This window comes from Serratia sp. G204Y (genome assembly GCF_051172435.1).
In the GTDB taxonomy this organism is placed as follows: Bacteria; Pseudomonadota; Gammaproteobacteria; order Enterobacterales; family Enterobacteriaceae; genus Serratia; species Serratia sarumanii.
The window spans coordinates 1,389,171-1,413,361 of sequence record NZ_JBPIZA010000001.1 but is presented as its reverse complement, the minus strand read 5'-3'; the positions used below and the strand labels follow the sequence as shown (position 1 = coordinate 1,413,361).

General features: G+C 59.9%; 16 protein-coding genes. 5 read left to right on the top strand and 11 right to left on the bottom strand.

Features of this window, described 5'->3' with window-relative positions:
* Positions 1–8: 8 nt before the first annotated feature.
* The 6 genes from ACSBQQ_RS06775 to ACSBQQ_RS06750 form a co-directional block, all read right to left on the bottom strand.
* The gene (locus ACSBQQ_RS06775) at positions 9–4,154 is read right to left on the bottom strand and encodes a non-ribosomal peptide synthetase (RefSeq protein WP_060428152.1); all 4,146 of its coding nucleotides are present in this window, start codon (positions 4,152–4,154) and stop codon (positions 9–11) included.
* Positions 4,154–7,960: an AMP-binding protein gene (locus ACSBQQ_RS06770; protein ID WP_060428150.1), complete on the bottom strand. Its 3,807-nt coding sequence runs from the start codon at positions 7,958–7,960 to the stop codon at positions 4,154–4,156. The genes ACSBQQ_RS06775 and ACSBQQ_RS06770 overlap by 1 nt, the downstream gene beginning before the upstream one ends.
* A 27-nt stretch (positions 7,961–7,987) precedes the next feature.
* Positions 7,988–8,428 carry a toxin-activating lysine-acyltransferase gene (locus ACSBQQ_RS06765; protein WP_033634445.1) on the bottom strand — a complete coding sequence of 147 codons (441 nt, stop codon included), beginning with the start codon at positions 8,426–8,428 and terminating at the stop codon, positions 7,988–7,990.
* 18 nt (positions 8,429–8,446) lie between these two features.
* Positions 8,447–9,973 carry an MchC protein gene (locus ACSBQQ_RS06760; protein WP_140367554.1) on the bottom strand — a complete coding sequence of 509 codons (1,527 nt, stop codon included), beginning with the start codon at positions 9,971–9,973 and terminating at the stop codon, positions 8,447–8,449.
* 82 nt (positions 9,974–10,055) lie between these two features.
* The gene (locus ACSBQQ_RS06755; protein ID WP_125460888.1) at positions 10,056–10,343 is read right to left on the bottom strand and encodes a hypothetical protein; all 288 of its coding nucleotides are present in this window, start codon (positions 10,341–10,343) and stop codon (positions 10,056–10,058) included.
* On the bottom strand, positions 10,340–10,630 hold the full coding sequence (locus ACSBQQ_RS06750) for a hypothetical protein (protein ID WP_049211873.1): 291 nt from the start codon (positions 10,628–10,630) through the stop codon (positions 10,340–10,342). Before ACSBQQ_RS06750 ends, ACSBQQ_RS06755 begins: the two co-directional genes overlap by 4 nt.
* A 301-nt stretch (positions 10,631–10,931) precedes the next feature.
* Between ACSBQQ_RS06750 and dcp the strand changes: the two genes are divergently transcribed.
* Positions 10,932–13,133 (top strand): peptidyl-dipeptidase Dcp, encoded by a 2,202-nt coding sequence (gene dcp / locus ACSBQQ_RS06745; RefSeq protein ID WP_060428148.1) that lies wholly within the window; start codon positions 10,932–10,934, stop codon positions 13,131–13,133.
* Between the two features lie 71 nt (positions 13,134–13,204).
* Here the strand turns inward: dcp and ACSBQQ_RS06740 are convergent, their stop codons facing one another.
* The 5 genes from ACSBQQ_RS06740 to ACSBQQ_RS06720 form a co-directional block, all read right to left on the bottom strand.
* A complete protein-coding gene (locus ACSBQQ_RS06740) occupies positions 13,205–14,515 on the bottom strand; it encodes an MFS transporter (RefSeq protein ID WP_060428146.1) in 1,311 nt (436 codons plus the stop codon).
* Positions 14,516–14,657: 142 nt separating this feature from the next.
* Positions 14,658–15,287, bottom strand: a complete 630-nt coding sequence (locus tag ACSBQQ_RS06735; RefSeq protein ID WP_033634448.1) for an N-carbamoylsarcosine amidohydrolase — start codon at positions 15,285–15,287, stop codon at positions 14,658–14,660.
* Positions 15,288–15,296: 9 nt separating this feature from the next.
* Positions 15,297–16,049: a maleate cis-trans isomerase family protein gene (locus tag ACSBQQ_RS06730; RefSeq protein ID WP_015377793.1), complete on the bottom strand. Its 753-nt coding sequence runs from the start codon at positions 16,047–16,049 to the stop codon at positions 15,297–15,299.
* 15 nt (positions 16,050–16,064) lie between these two features.
* Positions 16,065–16,859, bottom strand: a complete 795-nt coding sequence (locus ACSBQQ_RS06725) for an alpha/beta fold hydrolase (protein ID WP_060428143.1) — start codon at positions 16,857–16,859, stop codon at positions 16,065–16,067.
* Positions 16,856–18,007 carry an FAD-dependent monooxygenase gene (locus ACSBQQ_RS06720; RefSeq protein ID WP_033634450.1) on the bottom strand — a complete coding sequence of 384 codons (1,152 nt, stop codon included), beginning with the start codon at positions 18,005–18,007 and terminating at the stop codon, positions 16,856–16,858. Before ACSBQQ_RS06720 ends, ACSBQQ_RS06725 begins: the two co-directional genes overlap by 4 nt.
* 327 nt (positions 18,008–18,334) lie before the next feature.
* On the opposite strand from ACSBQQ_RS06720, the gene ACSBQQ_RS06715 reads away from it, so the two are divergent.
* From ACSBQQ_RS06715 to ACSBQQ_RS06700, 4 genes are all read left to right on the top strand, one after another.
* Positions 18,335–19,393, top strand: coding sequence for a 2,5-dihydroxypyridine 5,6-dioxygenase (locus tag ACSBQQ_RS06715; protein ID WP_060428141.1), 1,059 nt, complete (start codon positions 18,335–18,337; stop codon positions 19,391–19,393).
* Positions 19,394–19,459: 66 nt separating this feature from the next.
* Complete coding sequence (locus tag ACSBQQ_RS06710) at positions 19,460–19,933, top strand: MarR family winged helix-turn-helix transcriptional regulator (protein ID WP_033634451.1); 474 nt, start codon at positions 19,460–19,462, stop codon at positions 19,931–19,933.
* Between the two features lie 85 nt (positions 19,934–20,018).
* Positions 20,019–20,561: a (2Fe-2S)-binding protein gene (locus ACSBQQ_RS06705; protein WP_033634452.1), complete on the top strand. Its 543-nt coding sequence runs from the start codon at positions 20,019–20,021 to the stop codon at positions 20,559–20,561.
* Positions 20,554–24,126, top strand: a complete 3,573-nt coding sequence (locus ACSBQQ_RS06700; RefSeq protein WP_060428139.1) for a molybdopterin cofactor-binding domain-containing protein — start codon at positions 20,554–20,556, stop codon at positions 24,124–24,126. Before ACSBQQ_RS06705 ends, ACSBQQ_RS06700 begins: the two co-directional genes overlap by 8 nt.
* Positions 24,127–24,191: the final 65 nt, after the last annotated feature.

Below are 24,191 nucleotides of genomic sequence, written 5' to 3'. Positions count from 1 at the left end.
TTCTCGCGTTATTCCAATGATGTTGACAACGCGTGCAGCAATTGCGTCAGCGCTCGAAGAAGTTGAGCGTTGTTTAAAATGCTGTAATGCGTTTCTGCACAATAACTGAGTTGAACGCTATGCGAGGATTGCATCTCCCAGCGTTGTGCAAGATGGGGGTGTTTACGCTGACGTTGCTGGCTGAGCCAAAGCGTTAGCGGTATCGCTATCTGCGGCAGGGGGCCGGCGTTATTCGTTAGTTCGAACGATTTTTTCAGCGCCCAACAGAAGGTTTCGGCATGTTCCAGCGTGATCTTCTCCGCAAGCACGCTCTGATTCAGCGCATAGTGCATTTTTATCTCGTTGGCGAAGCTGTCTATCGCATTCGTTTCTTGACGCCGACACAAATGGCGCGCAATACCGAGGGAGTCGAACAGACTGAGGTAACTTTGGGCCACGCTGAAACGTCGCTTCACTGCGGGCTGCTGGGCGGGAAAACCGCTGTCGACAACCACCGCATGCGCAAAGGGCGCGCCTTGTTCCGTGGCCAGCGCCGCCATATGGACAGCTAATTGGCCACCCAATGACCAGCCGGCGATAACGGCCGTGTCGCGTTTGGCACGCGGTATGGCCGCCAAGTGGGAGGCGGCCAATCGCTGCAGGGTGAGTGTGTCGTCTGCGCCTGGCGCGGCCAACCCCGGGCTGGCGATGGTAATGATGTTGGCGCAGGCACAAAGCTGTTTTGTCCACTTTGCATATTGATGTACCTGGCCGCCGGCGCCATGCACCAAATACAAGGTGGGCAGAGAGAGGCGATCGGCTGAGCCGGACAGCATCGATAACGGCAGGGGCGCATTCGCGCGCAGACGCTCGGCAAGTTTATCGAGCTGTGAGTAGCCAAGGATTTCCGCCAGGGTTAATTCCACATTAAGGGCGCGCTTGATGTTGCCCAAAAACGTGATGCCGGAAAGCGAGCTGCCGCCATTGCTGAAGAAGCTGGCATGGGGGTCGATCTTGTCTGGGGTACAGCCTAACGTATTCGCCAACAGCTCTCGTAGCAGCATGAGTTCCGCGGACGCCGCGGGTGCAACATCGCTGGCCTGACTCCGTTTGGCGCCTGGCGATAGCAAGGTGCGATCCAATTTGCCGTTGCGTGAAAGCGGGAAACGTTCAATGAGATGATAGCGGGATGGCGCCATATACGTGGGCAATGCGGCCGTAACCAGCTCGCGTATTCTTTGCTCTGCTTGAATGCAGGTTTTCCCCGCCTCGGTCAATGTGATGTAGGCCTCCAGATGCGGTGTGCCGTTCCCGGTTTCATCGCGACAGACGACACACGCTTCAGCGACCAGCTCGCTGCTTTTGAGCGCGAATTCGACGTCACCCAATTCGACGCGAAAACCCTGCAGTTTCACCTGTTGGTCTTCGCGGCCGAGAAACTCGATGTAACCGCTGCGATGCCAACGGCCGCGATCGCCGGTGCGGTACACGCGTTCTCCGGTGGTTGGGAAAAGCACAAAGCTGCCGGCGGTGGTTTGGCTATCGCGCCAATACTCGCGGGCAACCCCAACGCCACCGATATAAATGTCGCCGGTAACGCCGAAACCGCACGGCTCGAGTTTTTCATCCAACACCCACATGCTCTGATTTGGCAATGCGGTTCCATAGGGGATGGCGTTTCTGTAGTGCGTATCTCGTGTAACCGGATGATAAATTGACCATATTGCCCCTTCGGTTGCACCGCCAAGGCTGGTGATGGTGGCGTTGGGGCAAAGCCGATGTGCCTCGGCGATCAGCCGCGAAGAGATGCGATCGCCGCTCAGCCAAATATGCCGCAGTTGAGGCAGCGACAGGATGTTTTCTTGTGCGCAATATTGCACCAGCATTTGCAAGATGGCGGGAACCGAGTTCCAGATGCTGATTTGCCGCTGGCGTATCGCATTTAGCCATGCTGACGGCTCTTTCGCTTCATGCGGCGATAGCACCGTTACCGATGCGCCGGCTAGCCAGCTGCCGAACAGGTCATAGACCGATAAATCGAAGGCCAGATCGGCGAGCGCCAATACGTTGTCAAGATGAGAAACGTTAAACTGTCGGTTCATGGTCAGCAAGGTATTGGTGACGGCACCCTGTTCCATAGCCACACCTTTTGGCGTGCCGGTCGTCCCCGACGTATAAATGACATAGGCGAGCGCTTCCGCTTCGCCTGGCGGGAAGGTCGCTGTGTCTGTGACATGAGGGGAAAACAGCGCCTCCAGATCTTGAATGCGGGTAGTCTGCGGATAGCGGGCGCGATGGTGAGCCTGGTTGCTCAAAACCCAGGCGCAACCTGATATCCGCATAATGGCCGCTGCGCGGGCATCCGGCAATCCTTCGGCCAACGGCAAGTAGGCGCGTCCGGCGAGGATCACGCCGAGCGCCGCAATAGCTTGATGAGCGCCGCGTGGAAGATCGATGGCGATGAGCGCGCCTGGGGCGGTATGGGCGATCAGCCAATGCGCCACGAGGCCGGCGTGCCGCAACAGTCGATCGTAATGCCATACGCTATCGCCCTCGTACAACGCCGGGCGATCCGCATGCTGGTGGGCAGTGCGTAACAGCCGATCGGAAAGAGGTTGCCGCAAGAATTCCGGCATTGCCTGTCCGATGGAGAGCTGACGCAATTGCCGGTTATCGGCCATTGACGCCAGCGAATAGTGGCCGACGGCCCGCGAGGGATCGCAGGCAATTTGCTGCAGCAGCAATGCGTAAGCTTGCGCCAATCCATCAATGCGCTCCGGCGTAAACAGCTTGGCGTTGTATTGCCATTCCAACTGAATGCCCTCTGCGCTGGAAATCACTTCCAGAACCAGATCAAACTTGGGCGGCGCATAGCCTCTCGGCAGGGTGTTAACCTGCGCACCGCCAACATTTAGCTCATTGCTTTTGCGATGTTGGCAGACGAACATGATTTGAAAAATGGGGTGAAACTTGCCGCGCGTGGGCTTGAGTTGTTCAACCAGGTAAGAGAATGGCAAACCCTGATGTTTGAAAGCGCGCGCAAATTTATTCGCGTTCTTTTGCAGCAGCGCGGTGAAACTGTCGTCGCCAGTGATGATAAATTGGTGAGCGATCGTGTTGACGAAGCTGCCCACGGCATCGTTTAACGTTGGCTCGTTCCTGTTGGCGATCGGGCTACCGATGACCACGCGATCCGTCGCAGATTCTCTGGCAATCAGTAACGCGAAGGCGGAGTGCAACAGCGTAAACAGCGTCGTACCGTTATGTTTGGCTAACTGGGCCAGAGCCGACTGCAGTTCGTTCGTCAGCGATGTTCTGACGATATTCTGTGTTTTTCCTGCCGCGGTGATGGCGATATCGTATTCAAGCGCGTGTTTTTCCGGCGCACCATCCAGTTCATCGCGCCAAAACGCCATGCTGTCATCGACATTGGCGACGGCGAGGAAAGGGTCTTCAAGGTAGCGGAAAAACGCCTGGCCGTTGTCATAATGGCAATGCTCTTCGTGCGCGTGATAGCCACGGCTCAGTTCATCCACCAGCAAATTGGCCGTCCAGCCGTCGACCACACAATGGTGAAAGGTCAAGAACAGATAGTGGTGCTGCGCGCTCTTTCTCAAGATCCGGCAGCGCAGGGGATACTCGGCACCGAGATCAAACGGAATCGTGCACTGGGCGTTAAGCGCCGCTAGCATACTTTTTTGCTGCTCCTCACTATTCTGCCCGCTGATGTCCTCGAGACTGTGTTCGAAAATGGTTTCATCAGGATGCACGATGTCAACGGTGATGGCTTCCCCGTCTAGCCGATAGCGGCCGCAAAGCGCACCGTGCCGCTTGAGTAGTTTTTTCAGCGCGGCGAGCAAACGCGTGGGTTCAAAGGGCCCCAGGATCTCTTTGGCGATCGGAATGTTATACAGCGGGCTGTTCTTGGTGAAGTTTTCATACAGCCACAGGTATTGCCCCGCGTAGTGATTGACGGTGTAACAAGGCTTCTCCCCGGTGTCTCGCACTGCATTATCTGGCGTACAGACAGATAAAAATGCGGTGATGTCTTCCTGCACCGCACTGAGGGCGGCGGCGTCGACATGCTCGATGGTTTGGCGTCGAGGCGACAGCTCGCCGAATGTTGCTCCCTGTTTCGCCATTTCCATCAGATTGATCAGGCCGATGACGCTCATCAGTGCACTCCTTCCATGTTGACGTCGATAGCTTTCCCTGTTCGACCGCTTTTATTCGGGCGTTTGTCGCTGTGGGCGGAAATCAAATTCAGCCAATGCGACAAGCTACACAACTGCACTCCCGGGTTTCTCCGCTGTGCCATTGTGAAGGCGGCGCGATGATCGATATTCTCGCCATCATCGAAGCCGAAGATCCTCAGTACGCAGCCGTTCAATCGCTCATTGGCCGTATCGAACCGGATGTGCGGGAAATAGCCAAGCCGCGCGGAAAAGGCTATCAACTCAGTAACGCCGGCGTCGACGGCTTGGCGGCGCGAATCGGTTTTATGCAGCAACAGCAGCCGCTCATGCCGAAAATCGCGCAGCAGGCTTTGCGTGAGTCTGGCGCCGCCGGCTGTATCATGCATAAAGATCATGTAGTTAACTCGGCCGGGCAGGACGAGCAGCAGGGCCGAAAGCGCATCAAGCCAGCTGGCATATTGCGTGGCTTCGTTCGGTACGTTGAATATGGCCGCGTTCAGCGGCCATTCAGCATGCAACGGCAGCGCCTGCGGTGACAGAATGTCCACACCGTGTTTGTCGGCGAGGGCGGCCAACAAAAGTCGTTCATCTGCGCCTTCGGGAGATTGAATAAACAGCCGGCTGCTGGCCGGCGCCTCGGTTGATAGGCGGCGGCCGATAGCGCAGCGGATGTCCAGATGCTGCGGATCCAGGCCATAGCGTGCATGGGCCAGCTGCGTTAGGTGTCGGCAGAAATCGGCGAGTCTCGGATGTTCAAAAATGTCGCTCAGGTTCAGATCCAACCGACAGTGGGCGTTAAGCGCGTTAATGATTTTTATGGCCTGCAGCGACTCGCCGCCGAGCGTGAAGAAGTCGCCATCGTCACTGCCCAGCGTCGCGAGCCAAACCTCATTCACCAGGGTGTTGAATGTCGTCGAACGCAATTCCCGTGTGGGTTCAGGCAGCCGGGATTGTCTTTCCAGGGTGCGATAATCAATCTTGCCGTTAGCCAGTTTGGCCAGCGGCGTTGGGTGATGCACGAAGCGCTGAGGAATATGTGCATTGGGCAGTTCGCCATACAGCGTGCGGCGCATTGCCTCGCTGAGCGGCTGCCGGCTGTGATAATGCGCGTACAGTTCCGTTCCCGCGTCGCCGCTTTTGGCCAGCACGGCAATTTCGACAATTGCGGGCAACCGGGCCAGACAGCTTTCTATCTCACCCATATTGACGCGCTGCCCGGCGATTTTCGCTTCACGAATTTTGCGGCCAAGGAACACCAGCTGCCCATCCTGGCGCTGGCAGGCGATATCGCCGGTACGAAAGGCGGGCATGGGATGGCCGTTAACCTCAAGGGTGACGAACTTTTCCGCGCTCAGCGTTGGCTGATGCAAATATCCCAGGCTGACGGTCGCTCCGGCTATCAGTAATTCGCCGCTGCAGCCGAGCGGCAACAGCCTGAGATCCTCGCCGACGATCGCCGTGTATATACCGTCCAACGGTGCGCCTATCGTCACGGCGGCGCCATCGTTTTTGATTTCGGCGACCGTCGCCACCACGGTTGTCTCGGTTGGGCCGTAGGAGTTGAATAACTTTCTGCCTTTGGGATAGTGCGCGAACCAGCTTTCTTTGGCTCGCGGTGAAAGGCTTTCGCCGCCGATGATAACGGTCGTGACGGCCGGCGGCAGCGTCTGTTCGCCGCCGGAGGCGAACAGCATCTCATTAAAGTAGGCGGTCGGCAGATCCAGCAGGCTGATTTGATGATCGGCGCAGAATGTGAAGAAAGCGGCAAAACTGTGCTTGACGGCCTCAGGGGCGATACACAGGTGGGCGCCGGCACCCAGCGTCATGAAAATTTCTTCAATGCACGCATCGAAATGCAAGGGCGCAAATTGCAACACGCGTTCATGCGGTTGAATGCCATAGCATTTTATCGCCGCATCGACAAAAACGTTGAGAGCATGTCGGGCGCCTATCACGCCTTTAGGCATTCCCGTCGAGCCGGAGGTAAACATGATATAGCCGGTTCCGGCCGGGAATGGCGGCGCCTCTGCCGCTGTTTGCCGGCGAAACACGGTGAAGTGCGCGAAATCCGCCGGCATATCGAGTGTCGATGCGCGCCAATGCGCCAATACGTCAGGTTCGGAATGAAAGGAGGGAAGTGTGCGATCGGTAATCAGGATAGCGTCGCTAAACTGTTCAAGCAGTTGACGATGAGCCGCTCCATCCCCTTTGGCATTCAGGTTGACGAACGGCATTTTCAACTGCAGCGCAGCAAGCATGCAGATGATGGCTTCCGGCCCTTGCGGCAAGTCGAGCAACAGCACGGTGTATGCAGCACGGGCGGGGGCCAGGGTATCGGCCAGCGCACGCCACTGTTGCTGCAAAACGGCATAAGACAGCGCTCTTAGCGACAACGAAGCGTGTGCGGGCGTGAGGATCGCCGTGCGTTGCGGCGCTTGAACGACGGCACGATCGATACGTTGCATTATATCGACCACGTTCTCGTTGGCTGCTTTACCCTGCAGCGAGAGCGGGAAACGTTGTCGCAATGCCGCGACGGAAAGATTTTCCGGGTCGTGATACAGCAAGTCGCACAAGGTCTGTATCCCCTGGCTGTGCCGCACCAGGCTGGCCGCATCGTAAAGCCCTGAGTCGGCATCGATCTCCAGCCGAAGCGTTTGGTTATCGAGATCGGGACGCATGTTGAAGACCAGATCCTGCGCGCCTCCTGAGCGTAAATTACGGATTTCGCTGCGCTGCGCGGAAGAAAATGAGGCTGCCGCTTCAAAGGGAATGATATTGACCACGATGTTGAACAGCGGCGAGCGGCTGGTGACGCTCCTCAGACTTTTTATCTCTTCGTAACGGAACGCTTGATGTTTTTTGAGTTGCCTGAGCATGCGTTCAATGGTTTGCGCCAACTGTCGGCATGAGGCCGTGTCCTCAATATCGAGCGTCAAAGGAACAACGTTGGTTTTGCAAGTCAGCGCCTGCCTCGTCAGGGAGTCTGTTCGCGCCATCATTGGGACGCCGATCGTTTGCTGTTTCTCGCCGGTACACAAGTACAAATATGCCATCACTGCCACGAAAGTGCGCGCCAGCCAAGAAGGGTGCCCGGTTTGCAGCGCAAGGCGCTCGGCAGGATAGGGCAACGAAGTCACATGGCGGATCGTTTGTCCCGAGGGAATATTGGCGCAGGCTAATGTCATCGGGTCTGGCAGTGAGGCGCTGGCTGCTTGCCAAAAATGTCGGTCCGCTTGATAGGCGGCTGACTGTTTATACTCAGATTCAGCCCTGAGCAAGGCATCGATCGCAGGTACGTCTTGCGGTTGCTGCGTTTGGCCTCGGTAGGCCTGTGCCACTTGGTGGATCAGCAAATAAGTGCCGTAACCATCAAGCAGCAGATGGTGGCTGCAGAAATACCACAGAAAGCGTTGCTCACCCAGTCTAATGATTTTTTGTCTGAATAACGGCGCAGCGTTCAACGAGAACGGGCGCTTGGTATCCGCTTCCATTAATTCGATAGCGGTGGCCATATTGTTGGCGCGCTGCGAAAGATCTACCCATTCCACTGAGATGTTGGCGGTGACGGGATATTGATAAGGCGTACCGTTATCTTCATCAAACAGAACGTGCAGCGTCGGCGTTTGGCTGATGACGCGATGAATGGCACGTTTCATTCTTGCGATATCGAGAGTGTGATTTATTTCGACATATTCCGCGATATTATAGCTCGATTTGTCATCGCCGATCTTGGTGCCGTAGTAAAATCCCGCCTGTGAATCCAATAGTTGATGCTTGCTCATCGGCTCATCCCTGATGTTTATTTTTCTTTATTTTTTTACCGTCATCAGTTTGCCCGTTCGGCGGGAACGCCATACAACCGTGCGACGTTCTGCGATTGGGTGAACTGTTTTAAGGTGTTCCAAACATAAATGCGCGCTGCCTGGCTTGCAGCAAAAATCTAAAATACACAGCGTGCCGCCCTCATCCCATTCTGAGGTATGGAGAAGAAACTGCGGATCGTTAATAAATCGACCCAGCGTCTCATCTCTCAGGTAGGCCCAGGTTATATATCCTAACGGATTATCCAAATGGTCGAATAATATTTTGAATTGGTTTTGATTAATCGCTTCCTGAGTCCATAGCTGCAACGTTTTTATATGGTACAAACTGTAATTTTTATTCATCAGCATACAGTTAACGGCGAAGCCCAGGCTCTCGTATTGACTGAACTTACTTTTACCCTGCTGGTTTTCTTTGATAAAACTCACGAAATATCCTCAGCGTTATTATTGTAATACGTTGATCGCCTGGCGCTCGAAACGATCCAGATAGGTTTGCAACTGTTCGCTGATCTCGCTGACTTCACCGCGCCAGCCGGCAATTTCTTTAAAAATCACTTCACGGCGCATGAACGCGCGGGAGCCCAACCTTCGGGTGACGGTCTGCTTCATCGCCTGTTGTAATCCGGCGGCGGTTTGATCCGCTGATGTTTCCTGAAGGTACTTCGCGTATAACCGCTGGAATGCCAGAGAAAATTTCTCCTCTGCTGTCGTACCCTGTTGTTCGGCGGAAACCCTTACGGGCGAGTCGATGAGCCGATGCAACAGGGCAATCGCCGGATGAGCATTCCCCTGGCCCAGACCTTGTCGACGGCTAAAGACGCCGGGAGCCAAATCGAACATTTTTTGCAAGCGTTCGCCTAAGGCGAACCATTCGGCGGTGAGAGGCAGGCGTTGTAAAAATGCAGGGGCAAAACCCGCCATACCGAGATTATCCAGCAGGCAGGCTCGCTTGTAGGCCATACTAAAGGCCGCGCCGATGCCTTGGTGCGCTGCCGCGAGAAATGCCGGGCCAAATTGATGCTTGGCTAAATAAAATGCGAGATCTTGCATGCCTCTCAGCAACAAAGGGGCGTCTTCGTTGAGTTTGTTGTGCTGAATGTAGCTGCGGCCGGGATCTCGACGTTCTGCGGGAAAAACGCTGCGAACACCATGAAAGTCCAGCAGCCTGCCGGCCATATCACAATTGGAGGGTGAGGTCATCATCACCAAATGGCGGGTACGGCAGTAAGCTATCTGCGTCGCAAGGCGCCGGGCAAGCTCGCAGAGCCCGTAGAATGCTCGTTCTTCCTGCGGCAATGCCAACCAGCGCACAGCGTCAAACTCAGAGGGACGAGGCAGAAAGGACGGTGCGGCGACAATGAGCTTTTCGGTTCGCTCAATATCCGAAGGCTGCCTTTGCATCGCATCATGAGGATGATAGTAGGGCGCGCGGCAAAAATGTGCAGGGCGCACGACGGGTTCGCGCACCAGCAACGCCTTGCGGTTATGGACATCTCCCGCCGATGCAGGAGAGAGGGTGGCGATGGGGTTGTCGGTCAGCAAGATCGCCTTATTGGGCACGGCGCCGTAAGGCAGCAGTTTGGCCATGACGTTTCCCCACAATGCCTCCAATACTGCGCCGGTCATTGTCAACTCGCCATCGACATGCTTTGCCCCTTGACCGACTAACGCATTGGCTCCGATGCCTTTAACCTGCCATAGCCCATCAAAGCCACAGCGTGCGCCACCGCCGTTGCGCGAAATAGCCCCGCCGCCATAACGTTCGGCGAAAAAGACTTTTTCATCGTTTAAGAGCGGCGTGCCGTCATCAAAAATAGCATGACGATTATTTTCTTCGATGAGATAGCTGGCCTCATTTTTCAGTTCGTCCTGCTCGGCAGGGCTTAATTCGTTGTGCCAGAGTAATTGAGAACCTGTCTTTTTTGCGACAAAAGGAATCAAGCTTTCGTGAAGCATGGCGAGGTTTTTCATTTTTTTAATCGTTATTTTTATGGGCGCAGGGCAAGTTAAATATCGGCCTTATTTTTCAAGGGATAATAAGGTCCACGTTTTTTTAATTTGAAGAATCCGGTGTTGAAAGTGACGACGACGGTGAAGGGCGACCACCGCCACTGCCATTCCATGTTGGGCCCATGGGAACCTGTGGAATAGCAACGTTAACCGGCATGTGCGGTGCGGCCTGAATAGCGATTTCCGTGCCCACGCCCACGGCTAATGATACGGGGGTGGGCAATTTCGCTATTGTGCTCAGGCTGCCGACAATAAGTGAAGTCGGATTATAAGAATCATTGCCGTCAGAACCGTTAATACATGACAACTCAACTTCCGTTAAGGCTCTCATTTAAGCTCCTTCTTGCGAGAGGTAATAGATAACACAAGCGAAAAAATAACTGCCATCGACAAACCATACATTGCCGTGATTTTAAGGGCGGCCGTATCCAAAAGGATCGCTTGGCGCTGCCGGCAGTAGTCTAAAAATACGGCAAGGGGGAATATCAAGAACAGCATGACGATATGGTACGTGCGCAAGCCTTTTTTCTTCGCGTTTTTATAAGTTGCACTGATAATGAGGATGAAAATGACAATAAGAACTATTTCCGTTATAAGCTGCAATTTGATTAGCTCCATTAATCAAAATTTACATCAAGTTACATTGAGTAACCTGATAAGTCAACAGGGTATTTTATGATTCTTCTTTATTTATCAATGGCATTGAATTAATTTCCTATAAACTAATTACATTATGTGACTATATATTGATGATAAAAAACAAAGATGTCACTGGAGCTTCTGGCAGCGGCCGGCGAGGCGGCTAACTTCTAATCACTTGTTTTTGCTCAAACTGCCAACTGCACCTAAGCTAGGAGGTGACTCAGAGGGAGCGATACCCCGAGACCTTATTCCGTGAACATGGAGGAGTTTCGATTTGATGCGTTTATCCACATTGGTGCTGGCGATCGGCATGGCGCTGGGCTCGCAGGCACAGGCAGCAGAAACCCAACCTCACGCCGACCATAGCGCACTGCCCAGCGGCCAGGCGAAGGAGGCTAACGTGACCGGTGAAGCCAATCAGCACGACAAGCAAAAGACTCAAAATCCGTTCTTCTATCAAAGCCGTCTGCCGTTCCAGGCGCCGCCGTTCAACCTGATCAAGGAGAGCGACTACGCGCCGGCGATCGCAGCGGGCATCAAGCAAAAGCGGGAAGAGGTGGAGAAGATCGCCAACAACCCGGCCAAGCCCAACTTCAAAAATACCTTCGTGGCGCTGGAGCAGGCTGGTTCGTTGCTGACGCGGGTGATGAACGTGTTCGGCGCCATGACCTCGGCCAACACCAGCGACGCGCTGCAAAAGCTGGATGAAGAAACCTCGCCGAAGCTGGCGGCGCTGAACGACGACATCATGCTCAACGGCAAGCTGTTCGCGCGCATCAAGGCCATCTATCAGGATCGCGATGCGCTGAAGCTGGATCCGGAGTCGCGCCGGCTGGTGGAAGTGACCTATAAGAACTTCGAGCTGGCGGGCGCCAACCTGTCGGACGCCGATAAGGCCAAGCTGAAGGCGCTGAACCAGGAAGCGGCGACGCTGAGCACCCAGTTCACCAACAAGCTGCTGGCGGCGAGCAAAAACGGTGCGCTGGCGATAACCGACCAGGCGAAGCTGGACGGCCTGTCGGAAGGCGAGCTGGCTGCGGCGGCCCAGGCGGCCGCCGAACGCAAGCTGGAGAAACAGTGGCTGCTGGTGCTGCAAAACACCACGCAACAGCCGTTGCTGCAGAGCCTGAAAGATCGCGACACCCGCCAGGCGCTGTTCGACGCCTCCTGGACTCGTGCGGAGAAGGGCGACGGCAACGATACCCGCCAGACCATTTCCCGTCTGGCCAAGGTGCGCGCCGAGCAGGCCAAGCTGCTGGGCTACCCGAACTACGCCGCCTGGAAACTGCAAAACCAGATGGCCAAGACGCCGGATGCCGCGCTGAGCTTTATGCGCAACATCGTGCCGGCGGCCACCGCGCGCGCCGAGCGTGAAGCCAAAGACATTCAGGCGGTGATCGACCAGCAGAAAGGCGACTTCAAGGTGCAGGCCTGGGACTGGCAGTTCTACGCCGAACAGGTGCGCAAGGCCAAGTACGATCTGGACGAGTCGCAGATCAAGCCTTACTTCGAGCTGAACAACGTGCTGAACAACGGCGTGTTCTACGCCGCCAACCTGCTGTACGGCATCAGCTTCAAGGAGCGCAAGGACATTCCGGTCTATCAGCCGGACGTCAAGGTGTACGAAGTGTTCGACAAGGACGGCAAGTCGCTGGCGCTGTTCTACACCGACTACTTCAAGCGCGACAACAAGGGCGGCGGCGCCTGGATGAGCAACTTCGTCGATCAGTCGAAGCTCAACGGCACCAAGCCGGTGATTTACAACGTCGCCAACTTCACCAAACCGGCGCCGGGCCAGCCGGCGCTGCTGTCGTATGACGACGTAATCACCATGTTCCACGAGTTCGGCCATGCGCTGCACGGCATGTTTGCCGATCAGGAATACCCGAGCCTGTCGGGCACCAACACCGCGCGCGACTTCGTCGAGTTCCCGTCGCAGTTCAACGAGCACTGGGTCAGCGATCCGAAAGTGTTCAGCCACTTCGCCAAGCACTACCAGACCGGCGAGGCGATGCCGCAGGAACTGGTCGACAAGATCAAGAAGGCCGACAAGTTCAACAAGGGCTACAGCATGACCGAGCTGCTGTCCGCCGCGCTGCTGGACATGCACTGGCACATGCTGACCGCCGATCAGCCGCAGCAGGACGTGGACAAGTTCGAGGCCGAGTCGCTGCAAAAAGACAAGGTCGATCTCAGCTACGTGCCGCCGCGCTACCGCTCCAGCTACTTCCAGCACATCTGGGGTAACGGCTATGCCGCGGGCTACTATGCCTATCTGTGGACGGAAATGCTGGCGGACGACGCCTTCCAGTGGTTCACCGAACACGGCGGCCTGACCGCCGAAAACGGCCAGCGCTTCCGCGACATGATCCTGTCGCGCGGCAACAGCCAGGATCTGGAGAAGCTGTACATCGACTGGCGCGGCAAAGAGCCGAGCATCGAACCGATGCTGATCAACCGCGGGCTGGAGGACGAGTAAGTTCGGCCACTCCCGGTAAGCAAACAAAAGGGCGCGTTATGCGCCCTTGGTCTTTTTGGCTTGGTCGACATTCAGCGGTTCACCACCTTGGCCGGCAGGGCCACTACCAGCAGCGAGCTGAGCAGCAGGCAGCCGGCGAAGGCCCAGAGCGCGCCGCCGCTCTTGCCGGTCAGATCCAGCGCCAGCCCCATCAGCGAATTGCTCACCAGCCCGGCGATGTTGGCCAGCGAACAGGCCAGCGCGAAGCCGGTCGCCGCCGCCGTGCCGCGCAGGAAGGTGGCCGGCAGGCTGAAGAACACCGGCACCGCGCCGATGATTGCCGCCTGGGCGATGGAGAACAGCAGCACCGTGGCCAGCGCGTTGTGGGTAAAGAAGGTGCTGCCGGCCATCGCCACCGCGCCGACGATAAACGGCACGATGATATGCCAGCGCCGTTCGCGCAGCCGGTCGGAACTGCTGCCGATCAGCAGCATGCCGAGCAGGGCGGCGACGCTGGGGATCGCCGTCAGGTAGCCGATGGTGGTGATGTCGGTGACGCCGGCGGTTTTGATGAAGGTCGGCATCCAAAAGCCCATGGCGTAGGCGCTGAGCAGAATGGCGAAGTCGATGCCGCCGAGCATCCAGACTTTCAGGTTGAAGAAGCCGTCGCGGAAGCTGTGCTTGCCGTGATCGGCCTCGGCGTCGTCGCGCGCCAGATCGTCGGCGATGCGCTGTTTCTCCTCGGGTGTCAGCCACTTGGCCTGCTGGTAGGTGTTAGGCAACAGCCAAAAGGTCAGCACGCCCAACAGCACGCTGGGAATGCCCTCCAGCAAAAACAGCCATTGCCAGCCGTGCAGCCCGTGAAGCATGTCGAAATGGCCCATGATCCAGCCGGACAGCGGCCCGCCGATCACGCTGGACAGCGGCAGGCCGATCATGAACAGCGCGATGATGCGGCCGCGGCGATAGGTCGGGAACCACAGCGTCAGGTAAAAGAGCACGCCGGGCAGGAAACCGGCCTCCGCCACGCCGAGCAGGAAACGAATGACGTAGAACTGGGTCGGCGTGGTGACGAACATGGTGGCGGTGGACAACAGCCCCCAGGTGATCATGATGCGGGCGATCCACATCTTGGCGCCGACGCGCTGCAGGATCAAGTTGCTCGGTACCTCGAACAGAATATAGCCGACGAAGAACAGCCCGGCGCCGAGGCCGAAGGCCGCTTCGCTCAGCTGCAGCGCGTCGGCCATCTGCAGCTTGGCCAGCCCGACGTTGATGCGATCGAGGTAGGCCGCCAGGTAACACAGGCAAAGAAACGGGATCAGTTTCCAGGTGATTTTGCGGTACAGCAGCAGCGATTCTGCGTCCGCTTTCCCCGCCAGCGGGGTGTCGACAATGGCCATGATGTTGTCTCCAGGTGGTGCGTGTTGGCCTCCGCAGGAGGCGCCTGTTGTGTTTGCGTTGCAGGGGCGCCGCCCTGTTTCGGGCGGTCGCGTGAGGCGCTGTTTGCGCCTTCGTTATTGTCGTTGCAGGTGAATCCTTGACTCATAACCGGTTCAGGTAGTCGAGCGCCTCCCGTTTGTGCACCACGTCGCCGTATTTGCTGTCGATATCGAACAGGTTGGCTTCGTGCGGGCCGGGGTGACGATCGCCGACGCACTCGCGCACCACCATGGCGCGAAAGCCGTGCTGCACCGCGTCCACCGCGCTGGCGCGGATGCAGCCGCTGGTGGAGCAGCCGATCATCAGCAGCGTGTCGATCCCTTGCGCCACCAGCAGCGGCGCCAGCGCGGTGCCGAAGAAGGCGCTGGCGTATTGCTTGCTCAGCACCACCTCATCGGCCAGCGGCGCCACCGGCGGACAAAACGCCGCCAGCGGGTTGCCCGCCACCATGTCCTTCATCACCGGTGCTTTCTTCACCCACAGGCCGCCATCGGCAAAATGGCCTGCATGATAGCGGATGTGGGTGTGGATGACAGGAATTCCCGTGCGGCGCGCGCAGGCCAGCAGCTCGCGGCTCTCCTCGACCGCGCTCACCACGCCCGGCGCGAACAGCGGCGCGCCTTCGGTGGTGTAGGCCTGCATAAAGTCGATCGCCAGCAGCGCCGGGCGCCGGCCGAAGCCGATGCGCTGGCCCCAGACGCCGCGGTAGTTGTCGCTGAGGGTGTCGTTCATCCTGCCTCCTCAATAGGCGCCGGACAGCAGGGCGCCGGCGCCGGGGACGATCGGTTCCAGCTCCAGCGCGGTCAGCATCGCGTAAGTGGTGGCGATGGCGGCGGTGATCACCGGCTTGCCGGTTTGGGCCTCCACCGTCGGAACCGCCGGCAGCGAAGGCATCTGCACGCAGGCGGACAGCACGATAGCATCGACCTCGCGTAAATCCATCTCGGCGACGATCCCCGGCAGCCTAGCCGGATCGTGCCGGCCGACTTCGAGGTTGTCCGGGATCTCCAGCGCGCGCCACACCTTGACCTCAATGCCTTCGTGCTGGATGTAGTCCACCACCAGCTGGGTCAGCGGTTTCATGTAGGGCGCCACCAGCGCGATGCGTTTGGCGCCGATCACCTTCAGGCCGTTGACCAGCGCGCCGGCGCTGCTGATAACCGGCGCGGCGGCCTGATTGTCTTTCGTCACCTGCGCCAGCCGGGCCTGCGATTCGCGGTGGTAGCCCAGCCCCATCGCCATGATGGCCACCAGGCAGGCGTAGCCGAGCACGTCGACCCGCGCGTCGGACAGCTCCAGCGCGCAGCGATCGGACTCGGCGTCCATCGCCGCCAGCTCTTCTTTATTGACGTGTTTCATGCGCATGCGGCTGGAGTGAAAGGTGAAGCGCTCCGGGCGTATCAGCTGGCGCGCGCCCAGCATCGCCGGGATCTCGGTTTCCATCGTGGTGTTGGAGCTGGGCACGATCTGGCCGATGCGGTAGTGGTTGCTCATGTCGGTGTTCCTCAGTTAATCCAGAAAATCGCCCAGGGCGCGGAAGAAGCCGTCGAAGTCGTCCCACGGGATCATGTGCCCGGCGTTCTCGACCTCGACGATGGCGATCTCCGGCTGCAGCGCGCGGATCTCCGCCCGGTCTTCGGGCTGAATGACGCCGCCTTTGCCTGCGGCCATCAGCAGCGTCGGCATGGTCAGCAGCGGGTAGTCGCGGTGGCTGTCCACCTGATGAAAATCGTCGTAGGCGCGTTGGATCGCCGGCTCGTAGCAGGTGTGCAGCCACTCGGCGCGCAGTCGGCGCTGCTCTTCGCTCCAGGTCGGGCAGAAGGCGCGCATCTGCTCGGCGCTCATGCCCGGCAGCGACTGCCGGATCGAGTCGGCGTACCACGGCCATTGGCCGGGATAGGCGCGGCGGCCGGGGCCGGAAACCGGCGGATCGACCAGCACCAGCCGCCGCACGCCGGCGGGCTGCAAAACGGTGGCGCGCAGGGCGAAGCGGGCGCCCATCGAATGGCCGAGCAGGGCGTAACTGTCCAGGCTCAGCGCGGCGGCGAAGGCGTTGACGTCCTGCGCGCAGGTCTCCGCGTCATAAGCCAGTTCCGGGCCGCTGGACGACAGACCGCGGCCGCGCACGTCGAGCACGTAGACGTCGTATTTTTTCCCCAGCCGCTCGGCGACGAAACCCCAGGTGATCGCCGGGCTGGTGATGCCGGGGATCAGGATCAGCGCCGGGCCGTGGCCGCCGTAGCGCAGGTAGTGTTGGCGAATGCCGTTGGCGTGAACGTGGGCGCCGTAGAGGAAGGTGCTCATGCGGCGTTCTCCGATTTCAGCGCTTGCGCGTACAGGTCATAGCCGTAGACCCAGGCCGGATCTTCCTGGGTGCGCAGGAAGGTGTTGGCGTTGGACACCGCCTGCACCCTGGATGCGCGTTCCTTGCGGTTGGCTTCATACAGCTGGAAGGCGGTGCGGTAGTCGCCGAGGCCGGTTTCCTGCAGGCAGCGGGTCAGCATGGCGGCGTCTTCGATCGCCATCGCCGCGCCCTGCGCCATATGCGGCTTCATCGGGTGGCAGGCATCGCCGAGCAGCACCAGGCGGCCCTCGCTCCACAGCGGCAGCGGTTTGCGGTTCAGCAATGGCCATTTGGTGACCTGTTCGCTGGATTCGATCAGCGCCTGCACGATCGGGTGGTAGCCGGCGAAGGTCTCGAACATCTCTTCGCGGCTGCTGTCGATGAAGCTGCCCTGGAAATCCCAGGCCGGGTGCGGCACGCCGCTGACGTAGTAATACTCGTCGCGCCGTTGGGTGGTGTAGTAGACCATCAGATGGCGGTCCGCTGACCACCACTTCACGCAGTCTTCGAACGTCAGGTTGTATTTCGCCAGCTTCTCGCCGCGGATCAGCGCGCGGTGGGCCACCCAGCCGCTGTAGGTCGGCGCTTCGGCGCCCAGCAGATGTTCGCGGATGCGTGAATTGATGCCGTCGGCGCCGATCACGATGTCGGCATGGGCCGAGGTGCCGTCGACAAAGTTCAGCACCACCTCGTCACCGCGATCTTCAATCTTGCTCAGGCATTTGCCGAAGTGCAGGGTGCCGGGCTGCAGCGCGGAAAGCTGCAACGCCTGCAAATCGCCGCGGTGCACCGTCACATAGGCGGCGCCGTACTCCCGGCGGGCGAAGCCGCCCAGTTCGATGCGCGACAGGTAGTCGCCGCTCTCGGCATCGCGGCTGAACCAGAAATCGGGATGAGACGCCATCTGCTCCAGCCGCTGCTCAATGCCGAGCCGGCGGAAAATCTTCAGTACGTTCGGCCCCATGTGAATGCCGGCGCCGAGGCGCGAGAACGCCGGGCTCTGTTCATACAGATCGACGGTAAAGCCGGCTTTTTGCAGCAGCCCGGCGGCGGCGGCGCCCCCCAGCCCGGCGCCGACGACGGCGATGCGTGGTTGTTTGCTCATCATGTTTCCCCTGTCTGTTGGCTTTTTTCAGCGTAGGTCCAACGCATAGCTGGACGATCGATTTATAGTGTATGCGCTAGATAACGCAAAGTTGCAAAAGTGTTAAATCAGATCTTGCTCACGCTAATTGACAGCGCTTTACTGTTAAACTCATGTTAATCACAGAATTGACAAGGGATGAAATAGGACTTTCTTATGGTGGATATTCGCAGCTTGCTTTCCTTTGATTTTTTGACTTAGATAAAAATGAGTGTGTTCGCTTTAAATTGTTTGAAAAATCACCGCCGCCTTGCGGGCGTCGGACATCCTTGACGAGACAGGAGACAGGCCATGGCGGTCAATGAAACCCAGTTGGTACAGCTGTTCGAGCAGGTGCTTACGCTGTCGAAGGTCGATGCTTCGCAGAGCGTGGCGATTTTGAAAAGCCATTATTCCGATGCGCGCACGGTGCGCGCCGCGACCGACGCGGCGCTGCGGCTGGGCGCCAAGGTGTATGCCGTCGAGCTGCCGGCGTTCAACCATCCGCGGGCGATGGGCAACGACATGACCGCCTATTGCGGCGATACCGCGCTGACCGGCAACCTGGCGGCACAGCGTGCGCTGGAAGCCGCCGACCTGATCGTCGATACCATGATGCTGCTGCATTCGCCGGAGCAGGAGCAGATCCTGAAAACCGGCACCCGCATCCTGCTGGCGGTGGAGCCGCCGGAGGTGCTGGCGCGCATGTTGCCTAACGCGGAGGACAAGGCGCGGGTGCTGGCCGCCGCCGCCGTGCTGGAGCAGGCGAAGCTGATGCAGGTGACCTCCGCCGCCGGCAGCGATTTCCGCGCGCCGCTCGGGCAATACCCGACGGTGACCGAGTACGGCTATGCCGATGAACCGGGGCGCTGGGATCACTGGCCGAGCGGTTTCCTGTTCACCTGGCCGAATGAGGAGCAGGCGGAAGGGGTGTTGGTGCTGGAGGTCGGCGATATCTTGCTGCCGTTTAAAAGCTACGCGCGCGAACGCATCACGCTGGAGATCGAACAAGGCTTCGTCACCCGCATTCACGGCGGCTTCGAGGCGGAATACCTGCGCGAATACATGAAATACTTCGACGATCCGGAGGTGTACGGCATCTCGCATATCGGCTGGGGCCTGCAGCCGCGCGCCCAGTGGACGGCGATGGGCCTGCACGACAAGAACGACGGCATGTGCATGGACGCGCGCGCGTTCTACGGCAACTTCCTGTTCTCCACCGGGCCGAATACCGAAGTGGGCGGCACGCGCAAAACGCCTTGCCATATGGACATCGCGCTGCGCCGCTGCGACATCCGCCTCGACGGGCAAACGGTGGTGGCGGATGGGGAAGTGGTGGCGCCGGAGGCCTCGCGCGCGCGTCGGGCTTAATCGTTGCTGCCAACGGCGGGGGTTTGTACTATTCTCGTGAATTCCATAGATGGTGAGAGTAACGCAATGACGCCCCCCGAATACCCGTCAGCCGTGAGCGGCCAACCCGAAAATTATCATTTTACCGAGCAAGTCGGGCACCTGCTGCGCAAGGTTTATCAGCGCCACCTGGCGATTTTTCAGCAAAACGTCGGCGATTCGCAGCTGACGGCGGTGCAGTTCATCACCCTGTGCGCGGTGCGCGATATGGGGCCGAGCTCGCTGACCGAGCTGGTGCAGGTGACGGCGGTGGATCAGGCCACCATACGCGGCATCGTCGAGCGGCTAAAGGCGCGCGATCTGATCACGGTGACGCCGGATCCGGTGGATCGGCGCAAGGTGGTGGTCGGCCTGACCGACGCCGGCGCCGTGCTGCTGACGGAAACGGTGCCGCAGGCGGCGAAAATCACAGAGCTGACGTTCGGCACGCTCAACCCGGCCGAACGGATAGCGCTGATATTCCTGCTGAATAAAATGCTGGAAGATCCGCCCACCGGCTGATTCGCCCGCGCAACGTCGGTTGCCTGGTGGTCGGTGGCGAGAGGCCAGCCCATAAGACCATCAAGTGCAGGCGGAGACGCGAACAATGGCGATATCTGAAGTGCAGTCGCCCAGGGAAGGCGCGAAAACCACGCTGACGGAGCATCCGCTGATGCTGTCGGTGAACGGCGAACAGCTTCATGCGCAGGTGATGGCGGATACGCCGCTCTTGCTGGTACTGCGCAACGATCTGGCGCTCAACGGCCCGAAATACGGCTGCGGCCTGGGCGAATGCGGCGCCTGTACCGTGTTGATCGACGGCGTGGCGGCGCGCTCCTGCGTGATCCCGGCGCTCGGCGTGTCCGGCCGGGCGATCGTGACTCTGGAAGGCCTTGGCGATCGCCAGCGCCTGCATCCGGTGCAGCGCGCCTTTATCGAAGAGCAGGCGGCGCAATGCGGCTACTGCCTCAACGGCATGATCATGACCACCAAAGCCCTGTTGGATCGCAATCCCGCCCCGAGCGAGGCGGAGATCCGTCAGGCGCTGTCCGGCAACCTGTGCCGCTGCGGCACCCATCTCGAAATCCTGCGTGCGGTTCAGCGCGCCATCATTCTCTGCCGCGATGAGGGCGCCCACGCTTATGACTGATTCCCGTCCCTCATCGCCGAGCCAGGCCGAATTGCTGCAGCGCGACGGCGTGCTGCTGATCGTCGACAGCGTGCAACCGCCTTCGGGGCCGGTGCCCAAAGGGCAAGCGCCGGTGCTGAAGCCCAGGGAGCAGGGGCTGTTTATCGCCCTGTGCGACAGCGGCGAAATCTATGCCTTTAACGGCCATGTCGATCTCGGCACCGGCGTGCGCACCGCGCTCGGCCAGATCGTCGCCGAAGAGCTGTACCTGCGCATGGATCAGGTGCAAATGGTGTTGGGCGATACCGAGCGCGCGCCGAATCAGGGCGCCACCATCGCCAGCGCCACGCTGCAGATCTCCGCCGTGCCGCTGCGCAACGCCGCCGCCGAAGCGCGCCGTTGGCTGTTGCGCCAGGCGGCGCAGCGCTTCGATGCGCCGGTGGAACAGCTGACGCTGGAGGAGGGCGTGATCCGCAGCCCGCAGGGGCAGGCGCTGAGCTACGCCGAGCTGGTGGCCGGCGGTCATGTCGAGCTGTCGATTTCCGGCGACGCGCCGCTCAAACCGCAGGCGGAGTATCGCCTGGTGGGCACCAGCGCCGCGCGCGTCGATATTCCGGCCAAGGCGACCGGCGAAACCACCTACGTACACGATATGCGCCTGCCGAACATGCTGCACGGCCGGGTGGTGCGGCCGCCCTATGCCGGGTACGACAGCGGCGAATTCGTCGGCACCAGCCTGCTGGCGGTGGACGAAACCTCGATCGCGCATATTCCCGGCATCGTCAAACTGGTGGTGATCGGCGATTTCATCGGCATTGTCGCCGAGCGCGAAGAGCAGGCGATCAAGGCGGCGCAGGCGCTGCAGGTCAGTTGGAAAGACTGGCGGCGCAATTTGCCGCAGATGACCGACGTGGCGCAGGCGCTGCGCGACAACCCGCACTCGACCCGGGTGGTGCACGATACCGGCGATGTGGACGCGGCGCTGGCGGCCGCCGACAGGCGTTTCACCCGCAGCTACCTGTGGCCGTATCAGCTGCATGCCTCGATTGGCCCTTCCTGCGCGCTGGCGGACTACCGGCCGGAGCGCCTGCAGGTCTGGTCGGGCAGCCAGAACCCGCACCTGCTGCGCGCCGATCTGGCTTGGCTGCTGGAATACCCGGAAGCGCAGATCGAGATCGTTCGCATGGAGGCGGCCGGTTGCTATGGCCGCAATTGCGCCGATGACGTCTGCGCCGACGCGGCGCTGCTGTCGCGCGCGGTGGGCAGGCCGGTGCGGGTGCAGCTGACCCGCGAGCAAGAGCATGTGTGGGAACCAAAGGGCACCGCGCAGCTGATGGAGGTGGACGGCGGGCTGGACGCCGCCGGACATCCGGTCGCCTACGATTTTCGCACCTATTATCCTTCCAACGGCGCGCCGACGCTGGCGCTGCTGCTGACCGGCCGGGTTGAACCGCTGCCGGTGGCCTATGAAATGGGCGACCGTACCTCGGTGCCGCCTTATGAATATCCGGCGCTGCGCGTCAGCATCGAGGACATGGCGCCGATCGTGCGCGCCTCCTGGATGCGCGGTGTTTCCGCCTTGCCGAACACCTTCGCCCACGAATCTTATATCGATGAGCTGGCCCACGCCGCCGGTGTCGATCCGCTGGAATATCGGCTGCGCTATATCGATGACGAACGCGCCAGTGAGCTGATGCGCAGCACGGCAGAACGCGCCGGCTGGACGCCGCATACCGAACCGATGCAGACCCCGGCGGAAGACGGCGTGCTGCGCGGGCGCGGCTTTGCCTACGCCCGTTACATCCACAGCAAGTTTCCCGGCTTTGGCGCGGCCTGGGCCGCCTGGGTGGCCGACGTGGCGATCGACAAAGCCAGCGGCGAAGTGGCGGTGACGCGCATCGTGGTCGGCCACGACGCGGGCATGATGGTCAACCCGGACGGCGTGCGCCACCAAATTCACGGCAACGTATTGCAATCGACCAGCCGGGTATTGAAAGAGCGCGTGACCTTTGAGGAATCGACGGTCTCCGCCAAAGAATGGGGAGCTTACCCGATCCTGACCTTCCCGGAGGTGCCGGAAGTGGACGTGGTGATGATGCCGCGCCCTTACGATCCGCCGCTGGGCGCCGGGGAGTCGGCGTCGGTGCCCAGCGCGGCGGCCATCGCCAACGCGGTATTCGACGCCACCGGCATTCGTTTTCGCGAGCTGCCGATCACCTCGGATAAACTGCGCGAGGCGCTGAACGGGCCGGACGCCGAGCGGCAGGCCGCCCCGCCCAAGAAAAAGAAGCGCGGCAAATGGTGGTTCGGCGGTGCGGCGGGGCTGTTCGGCGCGGTGCTGGGCATCGCCGGCAGCGCCTTGCCGTGGCGGGCGGAGATCGCGCCGGTGGCGACGCCCGGCGCCGGCACCTGGTCGGCGGCCACGCTGGAGCGCGGCCGCCAGTTGGCCGCCGCCGGAGACTGCGCGGTTTGCCATACCGCGTCGGAAGGGGCGACCAACGCCGGCGGGCTGGCGATGGCGACGCCGTTCGGCACGCTCTACAGCACCAACATTACCCCGGACGTGGTAACCGGCATCGGCAACTGGTCGTTTACCGCGTTCGATCGGGCGATGCGGCAGGGCATCGCCCGCGACGGCCGCCATCTGTATCCGGCATTTCCTTACACCGCCTTCAGCAAAATGACCGACGGCGACATGCAGGCGCTGTACGCTTATCTGATGTCGCAACCGGCGGTGCGCCAGAGCAATCCGGCCAATCAGATGCGCTTCCCGTTTAACCTGCGGCCGCTGATGGCCGGCTGGAACGCGCTGTTCCTGCGCCAGGGGGAATTTCAACCCGATCCGCAACAAAGCGCGCAGTGGAACCGCGGCGCCTATCTGGTCAACGGACTCGGCCACTGCGCCGCCTGCCATTCGCCGCGCAATCTGCTGGGGGCGGAAAAGGGCGGCGCGGCTTTCCTGGCGGGGGGAATGGTGGACGGGTGGGAAGCGCCGGCGCTGAATCAATTGGCCAATGCGGACAAGCCCTGGACCGAGGAACAGCTGTTTCAGTACTTCCGCAGCGGGCATTCCGCCGAGCACGGCGTGGCGGCCGGGCCGATGGGGCCGGTGGTCAGCGAACTGGCGACGTTGCCGCAGAGCGATCTGCGGGCGATGGCCAACTATGTGATGTCGCTGAGCACCAAGGCGACGCTGAATGTGGAACCGCAGGCGCAGTTGGCGGCCCGCGCCTTGCCGGCGGCAGGGCAACTGGCCGGCGAGCGGTTATTTCAGGGCGCTTGCCAGGCCTGCCACAGCGCCGCCGCCGGCGGGCCGCAGCTGTTCGGCGTCAGTCCCGATCTGGCCAATAACACCAATATCTTCAGCGATCGCCCCGATAACCTGATCAAGGTAATCCTGCAAGGGATCCCCAAACCGGCTACCGCCGAATTGGGCTTTATGCCGGGCTTTAAGGACAGCTTTTCCGATCGGCAGGTGACGGCGCTGGTGAATTATCTGCGTCAACGCTATGCCGGCGACAAACCGGCCTGGCGCGACGTGGAGGCGCAGGTGGCGCGGCTGCGCGCGGAGCCGGGGAATCATTAACATTGTAAATTGTTACATTGGGTTATTGACTGGCGGCGCTCATTTGGTGATTAATGTTAGCCTGA

Bases quoted from the DNA above. Each gene is read 5' to 3' on its own strand.
- ACSBQQ_RS06775 (WP_060428152.1), bottom strand. From the start codon at position 4,154: ATGAGCGTCATCGGCCTGATCAATCTGATGGAAATGGCGAAACAGGGA.
- ACSBQQ_RS06770 (WP_060428150.1), bottom strand. From the start codon at position 7,960: ATGAGCAAGCATCAACTATTGGATTCACAGGCGGGATTTTACTACGGC.
- ACSBQQ_RS06760 (WP_140367554.1), bottom strand. From the start codon at position 9,973: ATGAAAAACCTCGCCATGCTTCACGAAAGCTTGATTCCTTTTGTCGCA.
- ACSBQQ_RS06755 (WP_125460888.1), bottom strand. From the start codon at position 10,343: ATGAGAGCCTTAACGGAAGTTGAGTTGTCATGTATTAACGGTTCTGAC.
- ACSBQQ_RS06750 (WP_049211873.1), bottom strand. From the start codon at position 10,630: ATGGAGCTAATCAAATTGCAGCTTATAACGGAAATAGTTCTTATTGTC.
- dcp (WP_060428148.1), top strand. From the start codon at position 10,932: ATGCGTTTATCCACATTGGTGCTGGCGATCGGCATGGCGCTGGGCTCG.
- ACSBQQ_RS06740 (WP_060428146.1), bottom strand. From the start codon at position 14,515: ATGGCCATTGTCGACACCCCGCTGGCGGGGAAAGCGGACGCAGAATCG.
- ACSBQQ_RS06735 (WP_033634448.1), bottom strand. From the start codon at position 15,287: ATGAACGACACCCTCAGCGACAACTACCGCGGCGTCTGGGGCCAGCGC.
- ACSBQQ_RS06730 (WP_015377793.1), bottom strand. From the start codon at position 16,049: ATGAGCAACCACTACCGCATCGGCCAGATCGTGCCCAGCTCCAACACC.
- ACSBQQ_RS06725 (WP_060428143.1), bottom strand. From the start codon at position 16,859: ATGAGCACCTTCCTCTACGGCGCCCACGTTCACGCCAACGGCATTCGC.
- ACSBQQ_RS06720 (WP_033634450.1), bottom strand. From the start codon at position 18,007: ATGATGAGCAAACAACCACGCATCGCCGTCGTCGGCGCCGGGCTGGGG.
- ACSBQQ_RS06715 (WP_060428141.1), top strand. From the start codon at position 18,335: ATGGCGGTCAATGAAACCCAGTTGGTACAGCTGTTCGAGCAGGTGCTT.
- ACSBQQ_RS06710 (WP_033634451.1), top strand. From the start codon at position 19,460: ATGACGCCCCCCGAATACCCGTCAGCCGTGAGCGGCCAACCCGAAAAT.
- ACSBQQ_RS06705 (WP_033634452.1), top strand. From the start codon at position 20,019: ATGGCGATATCTGAAGTGCAGTCGCCCAGGGAAGGCGCGAAAACCACG.
- ACSBQQ_RS06700 (WP_060428139.1), top strand. From the start codon at position 20,554: ATGACTGATTCCCGTCCCTCATCGCCGAGCCAGGCCGAATTGCTGCAG.